General features: G+C 64.0%; 10 protein-coding genes. 4 read left to right on the top strand and 6 right to left on the bottom strand.

Going from position 1 to position 24054, the window contains the following annotated elements; genetic code table 11:
- The first annotated feature begins 65 nt into the window (after nt 1-65).
- Nucleotides 66-656, top strand: coding sequence for a transglycosylase SLT domain-containing protein (locus tag CGZ66_RS36790; protein WP_095091475.1), 591 nt, complete (start codon nt 66-68; stop codon nt 654-656).
- A gap of 32 nt (nt 657-688) precedes the next feature.
- On the opposite strand, the gene CGZ66_RS36785 is transcribed toward CGZ66_RS36790, so the two are convergent.
- The 6 genes from CGZ66_RS36785 to CGZ66_RS36760 form a co-directional block, all read right to left on the bottom strand.
- Entirely contained in the window at nt 689-2881 is a 2193-nt protein-coding gene (locus CGZ66_RS36785; RefSeq protein WP_095091474.1) for a dipeptide ABC transporter ATP-binding protein, read from the bottom strand.
- 60 nt (nt 2882-2941) lie between these two features.
- Nucleotides 2942-4099, bottom strand: a complete 1158-nt coding sequence (locus tag CGZ66_RS36780) for an ABC transporter permease (protein ID WP_095091473.1) — start codon at nt 4097-4099, stop codon at nt 2942-2944.
- Between the two features lie 12 nt (nt 4100-4111).
- Nucleotides 4112-5146, bottom strand: coding sequence for an ABC transporter permease (locus CGZ66_RS36775; RefSeq protein ID WP_095091472.1), 1035 nt, complete (start codon nt 5144-5146; stop codon nt 4112-4114).
- Between the two features lie 224 nt (nt 5147-5370).
- Complete coding sequence (locus CGZ66_RS36770) at nt 5371-7023, bottom strand: ABC transporter substrate-binding protein (RefSeq protein ID WP_095091471.1); 1653 nt, start codon at nt 7021-7023, stop codon at nt 5371-5373.
- A 263-nt stretch (nt 7024-7286) separates the two neighbouring features.
- The gene (locus CGZ66_RS36765; protein ID WP_095091470.1) at nt 7287-13340 is read right to left on the bottom strand and encodes a translocation/assembly module TamB domain-containing protein; all 6054 of its coding nucleotides are present in this window, start codon (nt 13338-13340) and stop codon (nt 7287-7289) included.
- Between the two features lie 3 nt (nt 13341-13343).
- Nucleotides 13344-15272: an autotransporter assembly complex protein TamA gene (locus CGZ66_RS36760; protein WP_095091469.1), complete on the bottom strand. Its 1929-nt coding sequence runs from the start codon at nt 15270-15272 to the stop codon at nt 13344-13346.
- A 272-nt stretch (nt 15273-15544) separates the two neighbouring features.
- Between CGZ66_RS36760 and CGZ66_RS36755 the strand changes: the two genes are divergently transcribed.
- The 3 genes from CGZ66_RS36755 (at nt 15545) to CGZ66_RS36745 (ending at nt 23965) form a co-directional block, all read left to right on the top strand.
- On the top strand, nt 15545-21025 hold the full coding sequence (locus CGZ66_RS36755) for an alpha-2-macroglobulin family protein (RefSeq protein WP_095091468.1): 5481 nt from the start codon (nt 15545-15547) through the stop codon (nt 21023-21025).
- A 108-nt stretch (nt 21026-21133) separates the two neighbouring features.
- The gene (gene pbpC, locus CGZ66_RS36750) at nt 21134-23224 is read left to right on the top strand and encodes a penicillin-binding protein 1C (protein WP_245331376.1); all 2091 of its coding nucleotides are present in this window, start codon (nt 21134-21136) and stop codon (nt 23222-23224) included.
- Between the two features lie 18 nt (nt 23225-23242).
- Nucleotides 23243-23965, top strand: a complete 723-nt coding sequence (locus tag CGZ66_RS36745) for a M15 family metallopeptidase (RefSeq protein ID WP_095091466.1) — start codon at nt 23243-23245, stop codon at nt 23963-23965.
- Nucleotides 23966-24054: the final 89 nt, after the last annotated feature.

Below are 24054 nucleotides of genomic sequence, written 5' to 3'. Positions count from 1 at the left end.
ACGCCGGTGAGGCATTAACGAACGTCGCAAGATTCCTTTTATGTTTTCGCCCTATTGCTCCTCCAATGCGTAGTTCGAGTTTTAGTAAAATTGGTGCGGTTTGCGTGCTGCTGGCGCTTTCGGCCTGCGCCACGGCGCCCAGTCATATCAACAATGTCTGCGCCGTCTTCGACCAGAACGATGGCTGGTTCGACAACTGGCAGTCGGCCGCCGAGCACACGCAGCAGAAATACGGCGTGCCGGTCCCCGTGCTGATGGCGACGGTGCGCAAGGAATCCGGCTTCAAGAGCAACGCCCGGCCGCCGCGCACCAAGCTGCTCGGCTTCATTCCATGGAAGCACGTCTCGTCGGCCACCGGCTTCTCGCAGGCACTGGATGGCACCTGGTCGCAATATCAGAGAGAGACTGGCAACTGGGCGGCGCGGCGGACCAAATTTGCCGACGCCGTCGATTTCGTCGGCTGGTATCACTCCAAGACGGCAGACAGCTATGGTGTCGCCCGCAACGACACCTACAATCTCTATCTCGCCTACTATCTCGGCTGGACCGCGTATGGCCGCGGCAACCGCGGCGATGCCGGCGTCCAGGGCTATGCGAGGGCCACCGAAAAGATGGCGCGGGACTATGCGCAGCAGCTTAGCCAGTGCGGCAACTGAACGCCCCGCTGCGCTAACTCCGACTGCGCCTGTCAGTTCGGCTTTTTGCCGCGTGGGGGCTTGGGCGCGGGTGTCTCCGAAACATGCGGCGCGTCTTCCGGCACGCCCTCATGCGCGGCGTGTTCCTTGTCGAACTTGATCACCGGCTCCATCTTGGCCAGCACGTCGTCCGCCAGCCAGCACAGGCTCATATGGCCGTCGCCCAGGTTCTTGACCGGCGGCACCTTGGTCTCGCACAGATTGTCCGGCACAAGTTTCTTGTAGCCGCAGCGTGTCTGGAACGGACAGCCCGACGGCGGGTTCATCGCCGAAGGAATGTCGCCCTCCAGCACGATGTGCCGCTTCACCACGCTGGTGTCGGCGATCGGGATCGCCGACAGCAGCGCCTCGGTATAGGGGTGATAGGGCGGCGCGAAGATCTGGTCGGTCGTGCCTTGCTCGACGATGTAGCCGAGATACATCACGACGACACGGTCGGCGATATAGCGCACGACCGACAGATCGTGGCTGATGAACAGCATCGTCGTCTTGTTCTTGCGCTGGATGTCCATCAAGAGTTCGGTCACCGCCGCCTGCACGGACACGTCGAGCGCCGACACCGGCTCGTCGGCCACCACCACCTTGGCGTCGCCGGCAAAGGCGCGCGCCACGCCGATGCGCTGCTTCTGGCCGCCGGACAACTGGCGCGGCTTGCGGGTCTCGAACGCCCGCGGCAGCTTCACCAGGTCGAGCAGTTCCAGCATGCGCTTGCGGCGGTCGGCAACCGTCTTGCCGACGTTGAATTTCTCCAGCGTGCGGATGATCTGCGAACCGACCGAATGGCTGGGATTGAGCGTGTCGAACGGGTTCTGGAACACCATCTGGATCGACGACACGGTGTCGACGCTGCGCTTCTCGATGCCGGTCGACTGGATTTCCGTATTGCCCAGCGTCACGCTGCCGGAGCTTGCCGTCTCAAGCCCGAGCAGCACCTTGGCCAATGTCGACTTTCCACAGCCGGATTCACCGACGATGGCGACCGTCTCGGATTCGCGCGCCATGAACGAGATCGTCTCGTTGGCCTTGACGACGCGGCCTTCGCTCGAGCCGAACACCTCGCTGCCGCCGACCTTGTAGTATTTTCTCAGATCCTCGATCTTGAGCACCGGCGCGCCGGGCACGACGCGCTCATTGACCTTCTTGGCGCCGGGCGGCAGGGCCTCCCAGTCGATCTCGTTGAAACGCACGCAGCGCGAGAAATGGCCTTCGTGGCCCGCGACCTCGATCATCGGGATTTCGGCGGCATTGCAGACGCCCTCGACGAAATGGTGGCAGCGTGGGCCGAAATTGCAGCCCTTCGGCCGCTCATGCGGCAGCGGCAATTGCCCTGGGATGGAGATCAGCGGCCGCGAGTTCTTGTCGGCGCCGGGCAGCGGGATCGAGCGGAACAACCCTTGCGTATAGGGATGGCGCATGCGGTCAAACACGTCCTTGATCTTGCCGGTCTCCACCGCCTCGCCCGAATACATCACCGTGATGCGGTCGCAGGTCTCCAGGATGAGACCCAGATTGTGCGACACGAAGATCATCGAGGTGCCGAACTTCTCGCCCAGCCCCTTGACCAGGTCGACGATGCCCGCCTCGACTGTCACGTCGAGCGCCGTCGTCGGCTCGTCGAGCAAAAGCAGCGCCGGCTTCGACAGCAGCGCCATGGCGATGACGATGCGCTGCTGCTGACCGCCGGAGAGCTGGTGCGGATAGGAGCGCATCATGCGCTCGGGGTCGGGAAGCTTGACCGAACGCACCATTTCGAGCGCCCGTTTGTAAGCCTCTTCCTTCGACACCTTGTCGTGGATCAGCGGCACTTCCATCAATTGCTGGCCGACCTTCATCGCCGGATTGAGGCTCGCCATCGGTTCCTGGTAGATCATGGCGATCTTGTTCCCACGGATGGCGCGCAGCTCCTCGTCGGAGAGCTCGCCCATGTCCTTGCCCTGGAACTTGATCTTGCCGCCGACGATCTTCCCGATATTGGAGAGGTCGCGCATGATGCCGAGCGACACGGTCGACTTGCCGCAGCCGGATTCACCGACGATGCCCATCGCCTCGCCCGGCATGACCGTGCAGGAAAAATCCATGACCGCCGGGATCTCGCCCTTGCGGGTGAAGAAGGAGATCGACAGGTTTTCGATCTCGATGATCGGCCCATTGGTCGGCTTGGCGGGATTTCGAACTGCCTCATTCATGGGTCGCTCCAATCCTTGTTTCAGGCCGGCTCTTCGCTCTTGGGGTTGAAGATCCGTCCATCAGTCTTTCATCGATTGTTCGCGCAGCGAGTCGGCCAACAGGTTCAAGCCCAGCACGAACGACATCAGTGCGATCGTCGGCGGCAGCGCCGGGTGGATGAAGGAGCGCAGCAGGCGGCTGGCGTCCTTGATCGCGGTGCCCCAGTCCGGACTTTCGGGCGCCAGGCCAAGGCCGAAATAACCGAGCGTGCCGAGCAGGATCGTGGTGTAACCGATGCGCAGGCAGGCATCGACGATCAGCGGCCCGCGTGCATTGGGCAGGATCTCCCACAGCATGATGTACCAGGGCGATTCACCGCGCGTCTGTGCGGCCGCCACATAATCGCGCGTCTTGATGTCCATCACCAGACCGCGCACGATGCGGAACACGCCGGGGCTGGAGGCGAACACCACCGCCACGAAGATGTTGAGCTGGTTGGGGTCGATGTGCACGATCTTCAGCGGATCAGCGTCGAACACCAGGCCGGCATAGATCCAGCCACCAACGATCAGGGTGATGCCGAGCAGTATGTAGAGCCGATCGGGCCGGTTCTTGTAGCGTGTCCAGAACAGCACGCTGAAGAAGATGATCGGAAACAGGAAGAACACGCCGGCCATCGCATAGGGGATCGGCGTGTCCATGATGCCCGGCGTCACCAGCAGGTAGAACAGCAGGATCACCGGGAAGGCCAGCACCAGATTGGCCAGGAACGACAGCACGGTGTCGATCTTGCCGCCATAATAGCCGGCCGGCAGGCCGAGCGTGATGCCGACCATGAGCGCGAAACCCGTCGCGGCAGGCGCGATGATCAGCACGATCTGGCTGCCATAGACCATGCGCGAAAACACGTCGCGCGCCAGCTTGTCGCCGCCGAACAGATAGGTCAGACCTGACTGCGGCTCGATGGCGCCCGGCAGCACGTCCTTCATGATGGGGACCTGGGCAAGCGGATCGAAGGGCGAGATGGTCGCGGCGAAGATCGCCGTGAACAGCCAGAACAGGCAGATGCCGACGCCGACTATGCCGACGCCGCTGTCGAACAGCTGGCCGTAGAGCGCCAGCTTCTTCTTGTAGGCGAAGCTCGCTCCCATGACGATGAGGAGCGCGATCCAGACCGGCCAGAAGCGCGACAGCACTTCGAGAACGACGGTGAACGTACTGATGTATTGGATCGGCATCCGCTTCGCCCCCTACTGAACTCTGATACGCGGATTGAGAAACGCGTAGCCGACATCGGAAATGAGCTGCGTGATCAAGACGATGAACACCGAAACCAGCGAGCAGCCGAGCAGCAGGTCGATGTCGTTGTTGCCGGCCGCCTCGACCAGCGTGTAGCCGAAGCCCTGGTAGCGGAACATCACCTCGACGATGACGACGCCAGTGAGCAGCCAGGGAAACTGCAGCATGATGACGGTGAATGGCGCGATCAGCGCATTGCGCAGCGCGTGCTTCACCACTACGCTGCCGAAGGAGAGACCCTTCAATCGGGCGGTCCGGATATATTGCTGCGTCATCACCTCGACCATCGAAGCGCGCGTCATGCGGGCGATGTAGCCGATGCCGTAGATCGCCAGCGTCATGACTGGCAAAGTGAAATTGTAGAAGGTGATGCCCTGACTGGCCGAAGCCGCCGAGCCGTTCAGCCAGCCAAGCCATGAGGCGAAGATGACGGTGAAGATGACGCCCGACACATATTCGGGTGTCGCCGTCGAGGCGATCGAGGCCACCGACAGCACGCGGTCGGTTCGCGATCCCTCGCGCATGCCGGCCAGAATGCCGATCAGCAGCGAGATCGGCACCATCACCGCCAGCACCCAGAACATCAGGATGCCAGTGGCGCCAAGGGCGGGAAACAGTTTCGAGGCGACGCTTGCCTTGAACTTGGTCGAACAGCCGAAATCACCCTCGAAAACGCCGGCGAAGGTCGGCACGACCGGATCGTTGCAGAAGGAGAAACGCTGCGCCGGCTTGCCGGTCGCCGGATCAGTCACCGGCTGCTTGGGCACGACGCCGAGCCACTGCCCATAGCGGACGAAGAAGTTCTGCCGGTAGCCATGGTTGACCAGCCAGCTTTCGAGCTGCTCGGCCGAGGTGTGCATTTCGGTCTGGCTGATCGCCAGCTTCTTCAGATTGGGTTCAAGGTTGATCAGGAAGAAGACGACCATGGTCAGGCACAGCATCGTCAATGCCATGGTGCCAAGACGCCTGATAACGAAAGAAAGCATGGCGGTCCCCTGCCGATGGGTTGGGGTTTGAGCCGGCTATGAAAGCCAACCCTGCCGTGACCGGCGGGGCTGGCTGTCAAACAGGCCTTCGGATGCGATCAACCCTGTTTTTGTTGCATGACCTAGCCCGGGAGTCCGCAACTTTCTTGAGAAGCGGACCTACAGGGACGGATGATGCCAACAGCGAGGGAAGGGGCTGATGCCCCTTCCCCTTGTCCGTGCGATCAAGCCTGGTCGAGCCAGACCTTGCCGTAGTCGCGCTCGAAGGTCGGATGCATCTTGTAGTTCTGCACCGCCTTGACCGAGTGGCTGTAGAGCTTGCGCCAGTACGGCTGGATCAAGATGCCGGAATCCTGCAGGATCTGCTCGATGTCCTTCATCATTTCCTTGCGCTTGGCGGCGTCGGCAACGGCGAGCGCTGCATTGAGCTTGGCGTCCCAGTCGGGGTTCGACCAGGCCGTCTCGTTCCAGGCCTCGCCTGTGCGATAGCCGATCGCAAGCACCTGGACGCCAAGCGGCCGCATGTTCCAGTTGGTCATCGACAGCGGATACTTGGTCCAATCGTTCCAGAACGTCGAGCCAGGCAGCACGGTGCGCTTCACCTTGAGGCCGGCGTCGCGCATCTGGGCGGCGATCGCATCGCCGGTGTTCTTGTGCCAGTCCTCGTCGACGGTGATCAGATCGTGCTCGAAGTCGGCCTGGCCTGCCTCCGCCATCAACGCCTTTGCCTTGGCCGGATCGCGGGCGACCTTCGCAAGCTCGAAATATTCCGGGTGAATCTGGCAGACATGGTGGTTTTCGGCAACGGTGCCGGCATTGCCGTAGCCGAGCTGAAGAACGACATTGTTGTCGACCGCAAGCTGCAACGCGTTGCGCACCTTCTGATCGCCATAGGGCTTGTTGTTGACGTTGGTGCGGCAAACGATGGTCGACGCCGTGACGATTTCCGACTTGACCAGGTCCATGCCGTCGAGGATCGACACATAGTCGGCCGAGGTCTCGAAGTTGGTGTGGACTTCGCCGGCTTCGAAAGCGCTGACCATGGCTGCCGGATCGGTGCCGTAGTCGATGAATTCCAGGCCATCGAGGAACACTTCGCCGTCCCACCACTTGTCGTCGGCACGGCGCTTGTAGACCACCTTCTGGCCGACATCGTAGGAGACGAGTTCGAACGGGCCGGTGCCGATCGGGCAGGATTTGAAATCGCCGCCCTTCTCATCGAAGCTCTTGTGAACGATGAGACCGGGATAGTCGCACATGTTCGGGATCAGCGCGATGTCAGGCTTGGCGAGCTTCAGCACGACCGTGTGGTCGTCCGGCTTGGTGACGGCGCTTTCGTCGAGCTTGTCGTCCTTCACAAGCGAGCCGAGACGACCGGGCATGGAATTGCCTTCGGCTTTCTTGTCGGCCCAGCGCTTGAGGTTGAAGATGACGTCATCGGCGGTGAAGGGGTCGCCATTCGACCAGGTGACGCCCTTGCGCACATGCAGCGTGTACTGCGTGGCGTCGTCGTTCACGTCCCAGCTTTCCAGCAGATAGGGGCGGAACGTGTATTCGGATGTGTACTTGACCAGCGGCTCGAGCGCCTGGCGCTCGGCATTGGCGATTTCCGACCAGTCGGCCTTGCGCGGGTCCTTCGGATCCTTGATCCACTGGGCGATCTTCAGCGTGCCGCCCTTCTTGCCTTTTACCTCTTCGGCCTTCGCCGGCGTCGGGTCGGCGAGGCCGAGCAAGCCGTAAGCCATTGCCGTCGACGCGCCGAACACGCTGGCCATGGCCAGGAATTCGCGACGATCCACCGTGCCTGCCTTGGCGTCTTCGGCCATGGCCAGGATGTGATCGGGAACGCGATCGCCGTTACTCTTATAAATTGTCATGACTTAACTCCCATTGTTGGCTTTCCGCCTTTTAACATTCCGCATCCAGGCCATGATGTCAAAGCCGGTATGGATTGGAACATGTTAGCGAATGTGCAACTTTGGAAAGCGGGCGGTTCGCGTGATAACGACAGTCTTGGCGCAAAATTGCTACTGCCCGACGGATTCCTCTGGAATCTCGATAGTCGAATAAACTGAGACATTTACTGAAGGCCGGACAGCACCAGCCTTGGGCCACGATGGGGCCAAAAGCCCCTCGAATATCAATACTCTTTCTCGTAGAAGATGCCGCCCTTGGCCTCGCCGGCATCATTGGCCTCGCCGCGCAGTTTGACGCCGCGCCCAACATTGAGGTCGATGGTTGCCTTGCCGGAACCCGGCTTGTCGCCTTTCTGGATCGTCACGTAAGTGCGGTCGTTCAGATACTTGCCCGCCGAAACCGCTGTGCCTCCTCGGTCGTCGGTGGTGACATCGAGATCGTCGACACCGATCGCGCTGCGCAGGTTTTCAAGCAGCGACGTCGAGCCGCCGACTCCGGCCAGTTGCCCGGCCGCTTCGGCGAGCTGGGCGATCTGCAGCGGCGACAGGTTCGACATCGAGCGCCCGAAGATCAGCTGCGCCAGCACCTCATCCTCGGGCAGCGCCGGCACCGAGGAGAAGGTGAATTTCGGATTGGTCGCCTCACCCGACACCACGATGGTGACGGTGGTGGAGGTCGTCGTCGTTGTCGCCGTCAAATTAAGGTAAGGCACCAGCGAGCCGGAGAAGCCGACCGTGCCTTCGGTGAAGGTCAGCCGCTTGCCAAGAATCGACAGCCGCCCGCGCTGCAGGGTGAAGGTGCCGACCGCTTGCGGCGACGAAGCCGGGCCGGTCAGCCGGAGCGAGCCGCCGAGTTCGGCATCGACGCCCCTGCCCTGGATGAAGATCTGGTTCGGCGCGTTGACCGTGACATCGAGGACGAGGCCGCTGCCGCCGCCACCGCCACTGGTCGTCGGCGGGCGCAGCGCCTTGTCCTGCGCCCGCACGGCACCCGGCGCATTCTTGTGCTTGACGTCGAGTGCCGAAAGCGAACCTGGCAGCCTGTCTGGAACCGTGATCACCGTCTTGGCGAGATTGATGGTGCCGGCAATCACCGGTGCGGAGGTCAGCGGCCCCTTGATCGTCAGGTCGCCGCCGAGATTGGCGGTTACCACACGACCGTCGGTATAACGGCCGTCGACAAGCTTGATCGACAGATCGGCCGGAAACCCTTGCGCCGGGTTGATGCCGACCGTGCCACTGGCCGACAGGCTGCCGCGCGTCGACAGCGTGCCGGTCAGCCGGTTGATCCTTGCGACGCCGCCGGCGATCGATACGTCGGCGGCGATATCGTTGACCGCAAGGCCCGAGCGCGCGTCGACCAGCCGCGCGCCGGAGGTGCTGACCGAGCCGCCGATGACAGGCGATGTCGCTGGACCGCGAACCTGCACATTGACATTGGCCGTTCCAGACAGGGACAGCCCCTGCGCGGCAAGCTTCTGGCTGAGCAGGCCGAACGGCACGGCGCCATTGAAATCGAGCACCAGCGCCGGCGTGCCTGCCGTCGTCACGGTGCCGCCGCCCTTGAGGCCAAGGCCGGCTCCATCGCTGACGTTGGCGTTGAAGGCCAGCTTGTTGGCGGCGAAGGTGCCGGACGAAGAAACACTCACCGCACCGACGCCCGCACCCCGGGTCTGCGATGTCTGCACGCCGGTCGCGTCGATGTTGAAGGCAACAGCGGGGCTCGCCGGCGCACCCGTCACCTTGGCTGTGCCCGAGATCGAACCGGCGGCATCGAGGCCCGGCGAGAAACTATTGGCAAGTGACATCGGCACTCGCGCCAGCGTCGCGTTGATGTCGAGCGCCGTGCCGACCTTGCCGGTCACCGTCGCCGTGCCGCCGCCCAGGTTGAGCACCAGCCGGTCCAGCGTCGTCGTGCCATTGGCAATGCTGACAGTCGAGGCCTGGGCTATGGCCGCCTTGATGCCCTTGACCGTGGCCTGGCCGGAAGCAAGCTCGATGGTGGTCGTGCCGTTGGCCACTTTCACCCGGCCAGCGGCCTGCGCCGGGATGCCTTTTACGGTGGCGCCACCGGAAAAGCCGGTCCAGTCGCCATCGCGCTTCAAATCCACATTTATGCCGCTGATCACGGTGCCGCCTGATGTGACGGTGTCGGCGCGGATCTTTCCGGAAATCACCGGAGCAGCGAGATAGTTGGCGATGAGCGCATCGACGGAAACGGTCTTTGCCTGCAAATCGCCGCGCGAGATCGACGCCGTCGCCGCCTTGATCGCGACCTGCGGGGCGGTGCCGTTCTTCGAAAAGGCTATGGTGCCGCGCACGTCGCCTTCCGCCTTTTCCAGCGCAAGTGCCGCCAGTGGGCCGATATCGGGCAGGTCGAGCGCGATGGTGCCGACCGGCACGAACTTCTCGTCCAGCGCCAGATCGCCGGAGATCCTGTTCTTGCCAAGCGACAGCAGCAGGCCGTTGATGGCGCTTTTGCCATCCGCCGTCGCCAGCACCGCACTGCCTTGCAGTGGCTGGCCGGCGACATTGCCGATGAGTTGCACATTCGCCGCCGGGTTGGCGCCATCGGCCTTGCCGGTGGCGGTAAGCTTCAGTCCGGTGATCTCGCGCGCGGCCACCAAAAGCCGGTCGCTGTCGACCGTTAGCGACAGATCGGGCGCGGTCGCGGGGCCCTGTACGTTCAAGGCGAAGCCGATGGCGCCCTTGGCGTCTTTCGAGAGCAGCGAGATGTCGCTTAGCGCGCCCTTGATGTCGGCGGCGACCTTGTTGTCGGCAAGGCTTGCCTGCCCCTCGGCAGTCAGTGCACCGGAGGCCAGCTTCAATCCGTCGACATTGACATTGCCCGACGCATCGCGCTTCAGCGCAGCACTAAGTTCCGCGCGTTCGGCAAGCACGCCGCGCACCGCCGCCGGCAGCGCAGCGGAGGCTGCGTCGGCTTTCAAATTGAGCTCGATGGCACCATGGGCCAGCGATACCCGGCCGCTAAAGCCACTGTTCAGCGCATCGCTCGTCACCGAGCCGCTGTCGATGGTGATGGCATCCTTGGCGAGGCTACCGGCAACCTTGGCCGTGACCTTGCCGGCGATCAGTGGCGCGATGGTTGGGTTGTCGAGGCCAATCTGGTCGGCCGACACTGTACCGGAGATCTGTCCCGTCCGGGCCTTCAGATCGAAAGCATCGGAATGCAGGGCGACAGCGACGCCCTCGACCTTGGTCAGCTTGGTGGCGACCGACGGCAGCGCCGCCGAAATGTCGAGCCGCGGCTGCGTACCCTGCCCAGCTGCCTTTACCGACAGCGCCTGTAGTTCGAGCTTGATCGGGCTTTCTGCGCTGCCCAGCGTCAGCGGCAGGCTGGGTCCCGTCGAGGCGAGATCGAGGGCGAAATCGCTGGCACCGTTCGGGTTGAGGGTGCCCGCCGCCTTGCCGGAAATCTTGTCGCCTGTGAGCGTCGCATGATCGAGCACGACGCCGCCGGCCACGGTGTAGCTGCCGGCTGCATCGACGGCGAGCGGACCGAGCTCCGCCTGCCGGGTCTGGCTGGTTTCGACGCCGGCCACTTGTGCGTCGAACCTAACCTTGGGCGCAGATGGCGACCCGGTCACTTCAGCGGTACCACCGAGCGTGCCCACGGCATCGAGACCGGGCGAAAAATCATTGGCGAGTGCTGCCGGCAGTGCCGAAAATTGCGCCGCGAGATCGAGAGCCTGGCCGGCGGTGCCGGATAGCGTCACCGAGCCGCCACCGACATCGAGCGCCAGTTTTTCGATGCTGGTCGTGCCATTGGCAATGCTCAACGTCGATGGCTGCGCGATCGCGGCCTTGATGCCGCGAACCGTGGCTTCACCCGAAGCGATCTCGATGCTGGTCGTCCCGTCCGCGATCTTGACCCGGCCGGCAGCGGTCGCCGGAATACCCGATATGGTGGCGCCACCGGTAAAATTGGTCCAGTCGCCATCGCGCTTCAGGTCGACGCCGATGCCGCCGATTTCCGTGGTTCCCGAGGTGACGCTATCGGCTTTGATTGAACCGGCGATCGCCGGCGCCTTGAGATAATTGGCAATCAGCGCATTGACGGTGATTGCCTTGGCCGTCACTTCGCCGCGCGCGATCGACGTGCTCTTGGCGTCGATAGCCACCGAGGGCGCGTCGCCATCCCTGGCGAAGCTGATGGTGCCGTCGATGTCGCCCGTCACAGCCTGGCCGGCGAGCGCGGCCAATTGGTCGATAGCAGGCGCGGCGAGCCTCAGCGTGCCCAAGGGCATGAATTTGTCATCCAGCGCGAGATCGCCCGAGACCTTGTTGTCGCCAAGCGAAACCAAGAACCCATTGATCGAACGCTTGCCTTCGCTGGTCACCAGCGCCGCCTTGATGTCGAGCGGCTGGTCGTTGACGGAACCGGTCAGCGAGACATTGGCGGAAGGGCTGGCAATGTCGGCCTTGCCGCTTGCCGTCAGCTTTATGCTCTTGACCGTGCGGCCCGAGGCCGTCAGGCTGTCGCTGTCGGCGGAGACCGTGAAATCCGGCGCCGTCCTGGCGCCGCTTGCCGACAGTGCAAAATCGACGCCGCCGGCCACCGGCACGCCAACCATCGGCGACAGCACCGAAACGTCGCCCAGCTTGCCCTTGATATCGGCCTGGATGTCGGTGCCTTGCGCGCTGGCGGTGCCGCTGGCGCTGAGCGTGCCGGAGGTGAGTGAGATCGAGTTGGCGGCAAAGGATCCCTGCGGATCGCGCGTCGCCGCGGCCGAGAATTTCACCCGGGCGCCGAGCACTGAGGCGATCTGCGGCGGCAACGCCGTCGCCACGGCATCGGCATTCATCTTGAGCTGCATCGACAGGTCGGCAAGCGCCACCGTGGCGGTCAGCGAGGCGTTGACCGCGTCGGAGCGCAGCGTGCCTTCGTCGACGGCAATGGCGTCCTTGCTGACCGATCCTGCCAGATCGACATTGACCTTGCCGGTGACCAAGGGCGCCAGCGTCGCCACGTCGGTTTTGAGGCCACCCGCCGCCAGCTTGACGGTGACCGGCCCGGCGCGATTCTGGATATCGAAGCCGTCCGAATGGATCTGCGCCGCCAGATCGTCCAGCCGCGTGCCGCCGGCGACGATGGAAACGAAGGAGGCGCCGATGTCGATGATCGGCGTCTTGCCGTCGCCGAACGCGCGCGCGGTGGCGTTGTTGATCGCCAGCGTGATTGGCTGCGCCTTGCTGCCGACGCTGATCACCACAGGCGGGCCCTTGGCGGCGAGTTCGACCGCGAGATCGCTGGCACCGGCAGGATCGACGATGCCGGATGCGGTGCCGTGCACCGCATCGCTGTCGATGCTGGCGCGGTCGACACTGACACCGCCGGCCGATGTGGCGGTGCCGGCGACATCGAAGCTGGTCTTGCCGGCAAAAAGCGGCTTCAAATTCTCCGGCAGGAAGCGCGCGAAATCACCGTCGCCCTTGGCCTCGATGTGATTGCCCTTGTCAGTCAGTTGATGGCGCCCGGTGAGCTGGGTGACGATCTGGCCGTCGACAACGAAGGTCCCGATGCCGCTCCAGTTGGCCAGCGGGCCCGTCCCCGAGACAATGATGTCAACCGGCGGCGTATCAGGCAGATTGAGCAGGTTGGCGATGATGCCGCCCGCCGGCTCCGATGCCTTCAGATCGAGGTCGAGCTTGTTGTCGGCTGGCGCGAAATGGACTTTGGCGTCGACATTGCCTTGCTTGCCGTCATGGCGGGTGACGTTGAGCGTCGTCTCGACCGCCAGCGGCGCGGCGTCGACCTTGAGCATGCCCTTAGCGGCGAGTTCGGCGATGCCTCTGCCGGCCAGATCCTGGCCGAGCGCGATTTCGGGAAGGTCGATCTGCTTGATGTCAAGCGAGACCGGCAGCGTCGTCGTGCCGCCACTCTGCGCCGGCTGCGTGCTGGCCACAGGCAACCGGGCCAGTTCGATGCGCCCGGCCGCGATGCGGTCGGCACTGAAGCTTTTCGACAGCAGCGCGAGCGGCGACCAGTCGACGGCGACCTTGCGCGCCACCAGCCAGGCGCCCTCACGGTCTTCCAGCACGACATGGTCGACGCTGAGCGTACCCGACCAGATGCCGTCGATGCCGCTGACGGTGATCTTGCGGTCATCGCTCGACGCCAGCCGCGAAATGATGCCGGCAAGATTGTCGCGTCCACGCTCGGTCTTTGTCAGCACCACCAGCGCGCCGATCGCCCCGGCGACAGCGATGAGCAGCGTGTAGAGGACAATGCGAAGGATGCGCCTGAATATCTTCATCGCTCAGAACGCCTGTCCGATGCCGGCATAGATGCCGAAATGCGGATCGTCTGGATCTCGATTGAGCGGCACGGCCGCGTCGATGCGCAGCGGCCCGAATGGCGTGACATAGCGCAAGCCGACACCGGCGCCGACTTTGACATCGGAGAAATTGGGCACCGATTTGGTCGACACCGTGCCGGCATCGACGAACGGCACGATGCCGATCGTGTCGGTGATGGCGATGCGCATCTCGACCGAGGTTTCGAAGAAGGACAGACCGCCGATCGGCTGGCCGGTGAAATCCTTGGGACCAATGCCTTGATAGGCATAGCCGCGCACCGAACCGCCGCCGCCGGAATAGAAGCGCCGGTCGGCCGGTACATTTTCGAGGCTGGTGCCGACGATCGAACCGACGGCGACACGCTCGGCCAGCACGAACTTCGAAGCCGAATCCAGCGACTGATAGGCCGAACCCTCGCCCTTGAGCTTAAGGAAGGCCGCACCGCTCAGAATGTCATAGCTCGGTTCGGCATAGGCCAGCACCCGGAAGCCGCCGGTCGGGTTCAGCCGGTTGTCACGGTTATCGTAGACATACTGTAGCGGAATGCTGGCGATGAGATATTTGTGCTTGCCGAAAGCATCGTGGATTCGCGAATAGTCGAGCGACACTTCCGCCGAAACCGTCTGCTTCTTGGTGAGTTCGTAAGACAGGCCGGTGCTGCCTTTGACCGAGAAATGGTCATAGGCGTCCGGATGCTCGAGCACGGTCTTGAAGCTGGCGAAGAACTTCGATGCCGGCCCGATCACGCCCGGCTTTTCGAACATGATGCCAGCATTGTAGTTGAGCTCGCTGAGGTCGTTGCTGCCGATACCGCTGATGGCCCCGTCGATGCGCAGTTTTTCGGCCCGGCCAAACAGGTTGCGGTGGCCCCAATAGCCCTCCAGGCCGAGGCCATCGGTGTTGGAGAAGGTGCCGCCGACACCGAAATAGCGTGGCTTGCGCTCGCTGACCTGGACGCCGATCGGAATGTTGCCGTCGGCATCGAGCTTGTCGGCTTCCTTGAACGTCACGCTGTTGAACACCTCAAGCGCCAGCAACCGGTCGCGCGCATCGCTGATCTCGTCGGGCGAGTATTGCCGGCCGCGCTTGAGGCCGGTCATGTATTCGGTGAAGTCGCGATCGACCTTCTCGGTGCCTTCCACCGTGGTGTCGCCATAGCCGGCGACCGGCCCGGCGGCGACCGTCAGCGTCACGTCGAGCGTCGAGGTGGCATGGTCGGCGACGATCTGCCGGTCGGTCACCTTGGCCAGCGGTCTGCCCTCCTGCTTCAGCGCCCGCACGATCAGCGCCTCGGCCTTGAGCACGGCGCCGGATCCGGCGTCGCCGCCGGCGATCAGGCCATAATCGGCGCTCATCAGCCCCGCCGCGTCACCCTCCAACCGGACATTGCCGAGAGTGAATTTCGGCCCGCTGGCGATATCGATGACCACCGGTACCGGTTGCGGGCCCTTGAATTCAGCATCTGGCGGTAAATCGTCGAGCGGCTTGCCGTCGATGGTGATGGTGACGACGCCTTCATAGCGGGCATCGGCATAGAGCGCCGCGACCAACTGTTCACGGTCGCTACGCGCCTTGGCCATCAGCCCGAGCGAGCCGGAAACCGGGCGTTCCTCGTCACTTTTCAGCGCCGAGGCATTTTCGAGCTTCTTGACGAGATCCTTGTCGGCATCGGGCGCGGAAATGGTGACGGCATAGCGCAGGGGGTCGACGATGTCGGCGTCCTCGTCTTTCGACGATCCCCACAGCTTGATGCCGAAAAGCTCGAAAGCAACAGCATTTCCGGCCTCGGCGACAAGCGCGGTTGAGCAGATCATGGCCAAAAGCAGGGCGCGCGAAAGCACACGCCCTGGCGCGGTACCTCCTGACATCTGCTCTTCATGCGCCGGCATTAAGACAACCTAGAATGAAAACCTAAAATTGGAATGAAGTTCTGAAGCGCTCGTAAAGGGGCCACAATCCAATTGTCTGAAATAGGACGGGCTTGGAATTCACACCTTCTGCGTCGCCGCAAGAAAGCGTGATCCCCTGTCCTATGGAGCTACTACCGGCGATCGGCCGGAAAGGAAACCGTTGGCAGGCGGAACCCTGCCGCGTCCTTGTGTTGACAAGCATGACTGATGCTTGATCATGCCTGGACGTCAGCAGTGTCTGGGAGGGTGTAATGGCAATGCGCGCGGCTCGTGGTCTGTCGATCCTGATTCTTCTCTTTTTTGCCTGGAATGGTGTCGCGCAAGCGGCTGAAGCCAGGCGAATCGCGACAACGGACAATTCCGATTATTTCGGCTTTGATCTCCGGTCCGACCAGAATGTCACGCTCGACCAGTGCAAGACGACATGTCTGGGTGATCCGGCCTGCCGCGCCTTCACCTACAACACCAAGGCCAAATGGTGTTTCCTCAAATCCGACTACAATCAGCTGAAGCCGTTCAACGGTGCGGTTGCCGGCAAGGTCGTCAACATCGATGGCGACCCCGACATCGGCGCGCCGCCGGAACTTGCCTTCTTCCCCAACTGGATGGCCGATCAGGCCCAGCAATACCGCAACAAGCTGTCGGGTCCGGCCTATGTCAAGCCAACGGAAGGGCTGACGGCGCTGACGAATGCCGCCGAACAGTCCGTACTTACCGGCGATCACCGCTCCGCCATGCTGAGATATGAAGGCGCCGTGTCCGTCATGCCCGATGATGGCCAGCTCTGGCTCGCCCTGGCGCGTGAAACGCTGGCCGTGCAGCCTGCCGCCAACACGTCCGAGGCTTCCACTTTGCCGGCAAACGGCACCTCGGCCGCCTTCAACGCCTACAAGCTCTCGCGCACCACCAAGACTCGCGCCGAAGTGCTGGCGCTGCTCGGCAACGGCCTCGACAAGCGCGATCTCTACCGCCCAGCCCTGCAGGCCTATGAGGCCAGCCTTGCGCTGGTCCCCTCGCCGGCGGTCCAGGCCGACTATGCCGACCTGAAGGCCCGCAAGGGTTTCCGCGTCATCGACCACACGGTCGATGCCGACACCAGCGCGCCGCGCATTTGCGCGCAATTCTCCGAGGACCTAGTCAAGACCGGCGTCGACTACGCCCAGTTCGTCACCGTCGACAACGCGCCGCCCAAGGGCGTCGAGGCCAAGGACAAGCAGATCTGCGTCGAAGGTCTGGAGCACGGCCAGCATTACGAGGTCACCTTCCGCGCCGGCCTGCCGGCCGCCATCGGCGAGGTGACCGCCGCCCCCGTGGTGCTGTCGATCTATGTGCAGGACCGGGCGCCCTCGGCCCGCTTCACCGGCGACAGCTTCGTGCTGCCGGCTGGCGCGCGCCGCGGCATTCCGGTCGTCACCGTCAACATGAACGCGGCCGAGATGAAGCTCTACCGTATCGGCGACCGTTCGCTGGCGCAGCTTCTTTCGGGCTATCAGTTCCTCCACCAGCTCGACAGCTATGACATCTCCAACATTTCCGAGCAGATGGGCGAGCCGGTCTGGCAAGGCCAGCTCGACATCGCCAATGATCTGAACAAGGAGGTCACCACCTCCTTCCCGGTCGACGAGGCGTTGCCGCAACGCAAACCCGGCGTCTATGTGCTGACCGCCCAGGCCGTCAACGACAAGAGCGACGACTACAATTCGATGGCCACGCAATGGTTCGTCGTCTCCGACATCGGCCTGTCGACCTATACCGGCCAGGACGGGCTCAATGTCTTTGCCCGTTCGCTGGGCAGCGCCAAGCCGATCTCGGGCGCCGAACTGACACTGGTTGCCCGCAACAACGAGGTTCTCGGCACCGCGACCACGGATGCCGACGGCCACGCCGTGTTCAACCCTGGCCTGACGCGTGGCGACGGCGGCATGGTGCCGGCTGTGCTGATGGGCAAGCAGGGCGACAATGATTTCGTCTTCCTCGACATGGGTCGGGCAGGCTTCGACCTGTCCGACCGCGGCGTCACCGGACGCGCGGCGCCCGGCGCGCTCGACGTCTATGCCTGGACCGAGCGCGGCATCTACCGCGCCGGCGAGGATGTTCATGTCGCGGCCCTTGCCCGCGACGGCGCCGCCAAGGCGGTCGAGAACCTGCCGCTGACCTTCATCTTCTCGCGTCCCGATGGCATCGAGGACCGCCGCATCGTCAGCGACGGCGCATCGGCCGGCGGCCACGCCGTCGACCTGCCGCTCGAGCCCAACGCCATGCGTGGCACCTGGTCGGTGTCGATCTACACCGATCCCAAGCAGCCGGCTGTCGCCAGCCAGATGTTCCTGGTCGAGGATTTCGTGCCGGATCGCATCGAATTCGACATGAAAGCCGACAAGCAGGAGATCGCACGGGGCGAAACCGCCAACATCAACATTGACGGCCGCTTCCTCTACGGTGCGCCGGCAGCAGGCCTGGCGCTGGAAGGCGAGTTGACGCTGTCGACGTCCCGCGATTGGGACCGTTTCCAGGGCTTCTCCTTCGGCCTCGCCGATGAGCAGTCGGCCGAACCCACGGTCACCCCTCTCACTGATCTGCCGGTGGTTGGCGATGACGGCAAGGCGACCTTCCCGGTCTCCGTCGAGCAACTGCCCTCGACCACCAAGCTGGTCGACGCTAAGGTGACGGTCCGGATGCGCGAAACCGGTGGCCGCGCCATCGAGCGTTCGCTCAACATCGGCATCCGCCCGCAAGGCCATATGATCGGCATCCGTCCGGATTTCGCCGACAATGAAGTGCCGCAGGGCGGCACGGCGAAGTTCAGCCTGATCGCTGTCGATCCCGACGGCAAGCGTGAGGCGCTGAAAGGCGCCCAATGGACGCTGGTCAAGGTCGAACGCAATTACCAGTGGTACCGCTCCAACAACTCCTGGAACTACGAGCCGGTCACCTTCACCAAGTCGATCGCCAACGGCCAGGTCGACCTCAGCGCCGACGGCGACGCTACGGTCTCCGTGCCGGTCGACTGGGGCCAGTACCGCCTCGAGGTCGAGACATCGGATCCCGAGGGACCGGCGACCAGCTACGAGTTCGACGCCGGCTGGTACGTCTCCTCGACCACCACCGAAACGCCTGACGGCCTGGAGATCGCCCTCGACAAGGACACCTATGCCGCTGGCGAAGTGGCCAAGCTCAAGGTCTCGCCGCATTTTGCCGGCGAACTCCTGATCAACATCGGCTCGGACAAGCTGTTGAAGACCGTCACGGCAACCGTGCCGGCCGGCGGCAGCACAGTCGACATCCCGGTCGGTGACGACTGGGGCGCCGGCGCCTATGTCACGGCAACCCTGTTCCGGCCTGGCGACGCGCAGGAATCGCGCATGCCGGCCCGCGCCATCGGCGTGAAATGGCTGAAGGTCGATCCGGGCTCGAAGAAGCTCGCCGTCACCCTGACACCGCCGGACAAGACCATGCCGCGCCAGCAGCTGTCGATCCCGGTCGCGGTGGCCGGCGTGCAGTCGGGCAGCAACGCCTATGTCATGGTTGCCGCCGTCGATGTCGGCATCCTCAACCTGACCAACTACAAAGCGCCGGATCCGGAAAACTGGTTCTTTGGCCAGCGCATGCTGGGCATGGAAATCCGCGACCTCTACGGCCGCCTGATCGACGGCTCGCTGGGCAACACCGGCAAGCTCAGGACCGGCGGCGACGGCGCCAACATGCAGACGCAAGGCAGCCCGCCGACCGAAAAGCTGGTCGCCTTCTTCTCTGGTCCGGTTCAGCTCGACGCCGACGGCAAGGCGCGGATCGACTTCGACATCCCGCAGTTCAACGGCACCGTGCGCGTCATGGCTGTCGCCTGGACCAAGGAAGCGGTCGGCCATGCCCAGTCCGACGTCATCGTGCGTGATCCGGTGGTCATCACCGCCGGCCTGCCGCGCTTCCTGGCGCCTGGCGACGCCGCAGTCATGCGCCTCGATGTCGCCGACACCGATGGCCCGGCCGGTGACTATGCGCTGTCGATAAACACGACCGGCGACCTGTCGACCGGCGACAAGCCTCTGCCTGAGAAGCTGGCGCTGGCCAAGGGCAAGCGGCAGACACTGACCGTGCCGCTGATCGCACAGACGGCGGGCAATGCCTCGATCACCATCAAGCTTGCCCATGCGGACGGCACCGCTGTCGAACAGACGCTGTACGTGCCGGTGCGTCCGGCGCAATTGCCGGTCACCACCCGCCTGGTCGTCGACCTCAAGGGTAATGGCGGCGCTTTGCGCGTCGACAAGGAGCTCCTGGCGGCAAGCCTGCTCGACGGCGCTTCCGTCAGCGTCGGCGTTTCGCAGGCCGCAGCCTTCGACGTGCCGTCGCTTTTGATGACGCTCGACCGCTACCCCTATGGTTGCGCCGAGCAGACCACCAGCCGCGCCATGCCGCTTCTCTACGTCAATGAATTGGCGTCCGGCATCGGCATGGCCAGTGACCCTGACCTGCACGGCCGCATCCAGGATGCCATCTACAAGGTTCTGAGCTACCAGGCCTCTGCCGGCAGCTTCGGCCTGTGGGGTCCGGGCTCCGGCGACCTCTGGCTCGACGCCTATGTCACCGACTTCCTGACCAGGGCGCGCGAGCAGAAATACGACGTGCCGAGCCTGGCGATGAACCAGGCGCTGAGCAACTTGCAGAACTCGCTCGGCTACGACCAGAGCGTACAGGACCGTGGCAGCGAGATCGCCTACGCCCTCTACGTCCTGGCCCGCAACAAGAAGGCCTCGATCGGCGACCTGCGCTACTATGCCGACACCCAGCTCGAGGCTTTCTCGAGCCCGATGGCGGTTGCCCAGCTGGCGGCGAGCCTGGCGCTCTACGGCGACACGCCGCGCGCTGAAGCGACGTTCAAGACTGCGCTCCAGCTCGCCAAGGCGACAACCGACTATGACTACTACCGCTCCGACTATGGCTCGCCGCTGCGTGACGGCGCGGCGATGCTGGCGCTGGCGGCGGAATCGAAGCCGGTGCCGACGATCGTGCCGGAGCTTATCAAGCTGGTGACGAAAGAACGCGCCGAAGCCGATTGGACCACCACCCAGGACGAATCCTGGATGCTGCTGGCGGCCCGCGCATTGAAGGAAGGCAATGATTCGATCACGCTGACCGTCAATGGCGCGCCGCATTCAGGCGGTTATTCCAACCAGATCAACGGCAGCGACCTGGTCGACAGCCCGCTCGCCATCGCCAACACCGGCAAGACCCCGCTGCAGGCCGTCGTCACCACCGTGGCGTCGCCGATCCAGCCGCTGCCGGCCAGCGGCGACGGCTTCACCATCGGCCGAACCTACTACAAGCTCGATGGCACCGAAGCCAACGTCACCGAGGCGAAGCAGAACGAACGCTATGTCGTTGTGCTCAAGATCTACGAGCAGAACAGATGGCCTTCGCGCCTCCTGATCACCGACTTGTTGCCGGCAGGCTTCGAGATCGACAATCCGGGCCTGGTCTCCAGTGCGCAATTGTCGAACTTCTCCTGGCTCGCCCAGACCGACGCCGCCCATCTCGAATTCCGCGACGACCGTTTCGTCGCGGCGTTCAACCCCAATGACGGCGATGGCGACCGCAACATCACACTGGCCTATGTCGTGCGCGCGGTGACGCCGGGCACCTACGCTCATCCGGCGGCGACGGTGGAGGATATGTACCGGCCGCAATATTCGGCCCGCACGGCCACCGGCATGATGGAGGTCAAGGCGCCGTAAGGTGCCGATGGTGGCGATCATGAACAGAACGATGGCGCTCGCGACAGCCCCCTTCTCCCCGTCACCAGACGGGGAGAAGGTGCCGGCAAGCGGATGAGGGGCAGCGCCATGCTCTCAAAAAAGATCCTGCGCCGCGCAGCCATTACCGCAGCTTCCTGCGCCGGCATCCTTGCCCTATCCGTCGCCTCCCTCTGGGAACTCGACCGCGCCTTTCCGCCGCCGCTGCCGGCTGAGCTCACGGTTTCGACGGAAGTCCAGGACCGCGACGGCCAGCTGTTGCGCACCTTCGCCACGCCGGACGGTTATTGGCGGCTCGAAACCAGGCTCGACCAGGTCGACAAGCAGTTCGTCGACATGCTGGTCACTTATGAGGACAAGCGCTTCTGGGACCATGAGGGCGTCGACGTGCTGGCGCTGGCCCGAGCCGCCGGCCAGTTCGCCACAACCGGCCATATCGTCTCCGGCGGCTCGACCCTGTCGATGCAACTTGCCCGGCTGATCGAGCCGCGCGAAAGCCGCAGCCTCGGCTCCAAGATCAAGCAGATGCTGCGTGCCATCCAGATCGAGCGCCGGCTGTCCAAGCGCGAGATCCTCGAACGCTACCTGACGCTGGCGCCGTATGGCGGCAATCTGGAAGGCGTGCGCGCCGCCTCGCTGGCCTATTTCGGCAAGGAGCCGAAGCGGCTCACCGTTTCCGAAGCCGCCCTGCTGGTTGCCTTGCCGCAACTGCCGGAAAAGCGCCGGCCCGACCGCAACCTGCAGATCGCCCACGCCGCGCGCGACCGGGTGCTGACCCGCATGGTCTCCTCCGGCCTGCTCGGCGAGCGCGAGGCGGCGCGTGCCGCCCTCGACGATGTGTCAGGCCTGCGCCGCACCTTGCCGGCGCTCGCCGCGCACGCCGCCTATGCGATGCTGCCTAAGGCCGTGCCAGGCCAGCCCGTGCAGCTGACGATCCGCAAGAGCGTCCAGGAAGGGCTGGAGCAGGTGGCCAGGGACGCCGCCACCAAGTTAGGGCCTCGCCTCTCCGTTGCCATGGTGCTGGCCGACGCCCGCACCGGCGACATTCTCGGCGAGGTCGGCTCGGCCAATTTCTTCGATGCCAGCCGCTCCGGCTGGATCGACATGACCAAGATCGTCCGCTCGCCCGGCTCGACGCTGAAGCCTTTTATCTATGGACTTGCCTTCGAGCAGGGCCTGGTGGCGCAGGAAACGCTGATCGACGACAGCCCGGTCGATTTCTCCGGCTACCGGCCGAAGAATTTCGACATGGGCTACCAGGGCGACGTCAGCATCCGCCAAGCGCTGCAGCTGTCGCTCAACGTGCCGGCGATCCGCGTGCTGGACGCGGTCGGGCCAACGCGGCTGATGGCGCGCTTTCGCCAGGCCGGGGTGCGCCCCACGCTGCCGGTCAACGAGGCGCCGGGCCTGGCCATCGGCCTCGGCGGCGTCGGTGTGTCGCTGCGCGATCTCGTCCAGCTCTACACAGGCCTCGCCAATGGCGGCAAGACACACACGCTGCATGACGGCACCGAGCCGGCCAATGCTGAGCGCACCACCGCCACCATCCTCGACGGTCAGGCCAACTGGCAGATCATCGACATCCTGTCGGGCGTCAAGCCGCCCGAGGGCGCCTTGCAGCGCGGCATCGCCTACAAGACCGGCACCTCTTATGGCTACCGCGACGCGTGGTCGGTCGGCTTCGACGGCCGCTACGTGCTGGGCGTCTGGGTCGGCCGCCCCGACGCCGGCGCGGTTCCCGGCCTCTCCGGCTACGTCTCGGCCGCCCCCATCCTGTTCGAGGGCTTTGTCCGTTCGGGTCTGGTCACCGTGCCCTTGCCGGGCAAGCCGCCCGGCGTCTTCAGCCCCAAACGCGAAGACCTTCCGATGACGCTCGCCCGCTTTGGCACCGGTTCGGACGGGCTCGTGCAGGCAACGCCGACCGAACCCGCGCCGACTATCATCTTTCCGCCGGACGGTGCTCGCGTCGACCTCGGCACCAACTCAGCCGATGCATCGCCGCTGGTGCTGAAGCTTCAGGGCGGCCGCGCACCGTTCCGCTGGCTGGCCAACGGCAAGCCACTCACCGGCATCGACCGCCGCCGAACCGCAACCTGGCAGCCGGATGGCGCCGGCTACTCGACGCTGACCGTGATCGATGCCGCTGGACGCGCAGCAAGCGTGAAAGTGTTCGTCGAGTGAAAGCGTTCCTTGAATAGAATGCGCCAGGCGATTCAGTGCATTGGCTTTTGCGCGCTGATGGTCGCGGCTTTCGCTCTGCCGGCACATGCCGACACCCTGCCCGCCGGCTTTGTTCGCCTCGCCGACATCGACCCCTCGATCCGCCAGGACATCCGCTACGCTGGATCCGACAATTTCCTGCACCGAAAGGTGAACGGCTATGAAGCGCCGGCCTGCATCCTCACCGAGCAGGCGGCCAAGGCGCTTTCCGGCGTCCAGAAGGCGATTGCCGCCAATGGCCTGACGTTGGTCGTGTTCGATTGCTACCGCCCTGCCCGTGCCGTCACCGACATGGGGCAATGGTCGCGAGAGGGCGGGCCGCCCGATCCGCAATGGTATCCGCGGGTCAAGCGCGGCGACCTCATCGCCAACGGCTATGTCGGTGAACTGTCCAGCCATTCCCGCGGCTCGACGGTCGATGTCGCCATTGCGCGAGCCGACAGCAGATCCGCGCCGAAACCGGCCTGCGGTGCCGTCGATGCCGACACGCTCGATTTCGGCACCGGCTTCGACTGCTTTGACCCGATAAGCGAGACCGCCCACCGCGGGCTCGCCAGCGAAGCCGCGGTAAACCGCAAGATGCTTCTCGATGCCATGCGCAACGGCGGCTTCAAGAACTATGCGCGCGAATGGTGGCATTTCACGCAGGCAAATGAACCGTTCGCCAAGCAGCGATTCGACTTTCCCGTCACCGCCAGGTGAGACAGCCACCAAACCGGTGGAACTGCTGTTCAGCGACCTGATACTTCAACAAGTTGTTGTATAAATACAACTTAAATTGGCCGTCACTA

The organism is Mesorhizobium sophorae (assembly GCF_002270415.1).
Lineage (GTDB): Bacteria > Pseudomonadota > Alphaproteobacteria > Rhizobiales > Rhizobiaceae > Mesorhizobium > Mesorhizobium sophorae.
This window is presented reverse-complemented; position numbering and strand designations above follow the sequence as displayed.

What these genes read in the sequence shown, in the direction of transcription:
- CGZ66_RS36790 (WP_095091475.1), top strand. Translation starts at nt 66, where the DNA reads ATGCGTAGTTCGAGTTTTAGTAAAATTGGTGCGGTTTGCGTGCTGCTG.
- CGZ66_RS36785 (WP_095091474.1), bottom strand. Translation starts at nt 2,881, where the DNA reads ATGAATGAGGCAGTTCGAAATCCCGCCAAGCCGACCAATGGGCCGATC.
- CGZ66_RS36780 (WP_095091473.1), bottom strand. Translation starts at nt 4,099, where the DNA reads ATGCCGATCCAATACATCAGTACGTTCACCGTCGTTCTCGAAGTGCTG.
- CGZ66_RS36775 (WP_095091472.1), bottom strand. Translation starts at nt 5,146, where the DNA reads ATGCTTTCTTTCGTTATCAGGCGTCTTGGCACCATGGCATTGACGATG.
- CGZ66_RS36770 (WP_095091471.1), bottom strand. Translation starts at nt 7,023, where the DNA reads ATGACAATTTATAAGAGTAACGGCGATCGCGTTCCCGATCACATCCTG.
- CGZ66_RS36765 (WP_095091470.1), bottom strand. Translation starts at nt 13,340, where the DNA reads ATGAAGATATTCAGGCGCATCCTTCGCATTGTCCTCTACACGCTGCTC.
- CGZ66_RS36760 (WP_095091469.1), bottom strand. Translation starts at nt 15,272, where the DNA reads ATGCCGGCGCATGAAGAGCAGATGTCAGGAGGTACCGCGCCAGGGCGT.
- CGZ66_RS36755 (WP_095091468.1), top strand. Translation starts at nt 15,545, where the DNA reads ATGGCAATGCGCGCGGCTCGTGGTCTGTCGATCCTGATTCTTCTCTTT.
- pbpC (WP_245331376.1), top strand. Translation starts at nt 21,134, where the DNA reads ATGCTCTCAAAAAAGATCCTGCGCCGCGCAGCCATTACCGCAGCTTCC.
- CGZ66_RS36745 (WP_095091466.1), top strand. Translation starts at nt 23,243, where the DNA reads ATGCGCCAGGCGATTCAGTGCATTGGCTTTTGCGCGCTGATGGTCGCG.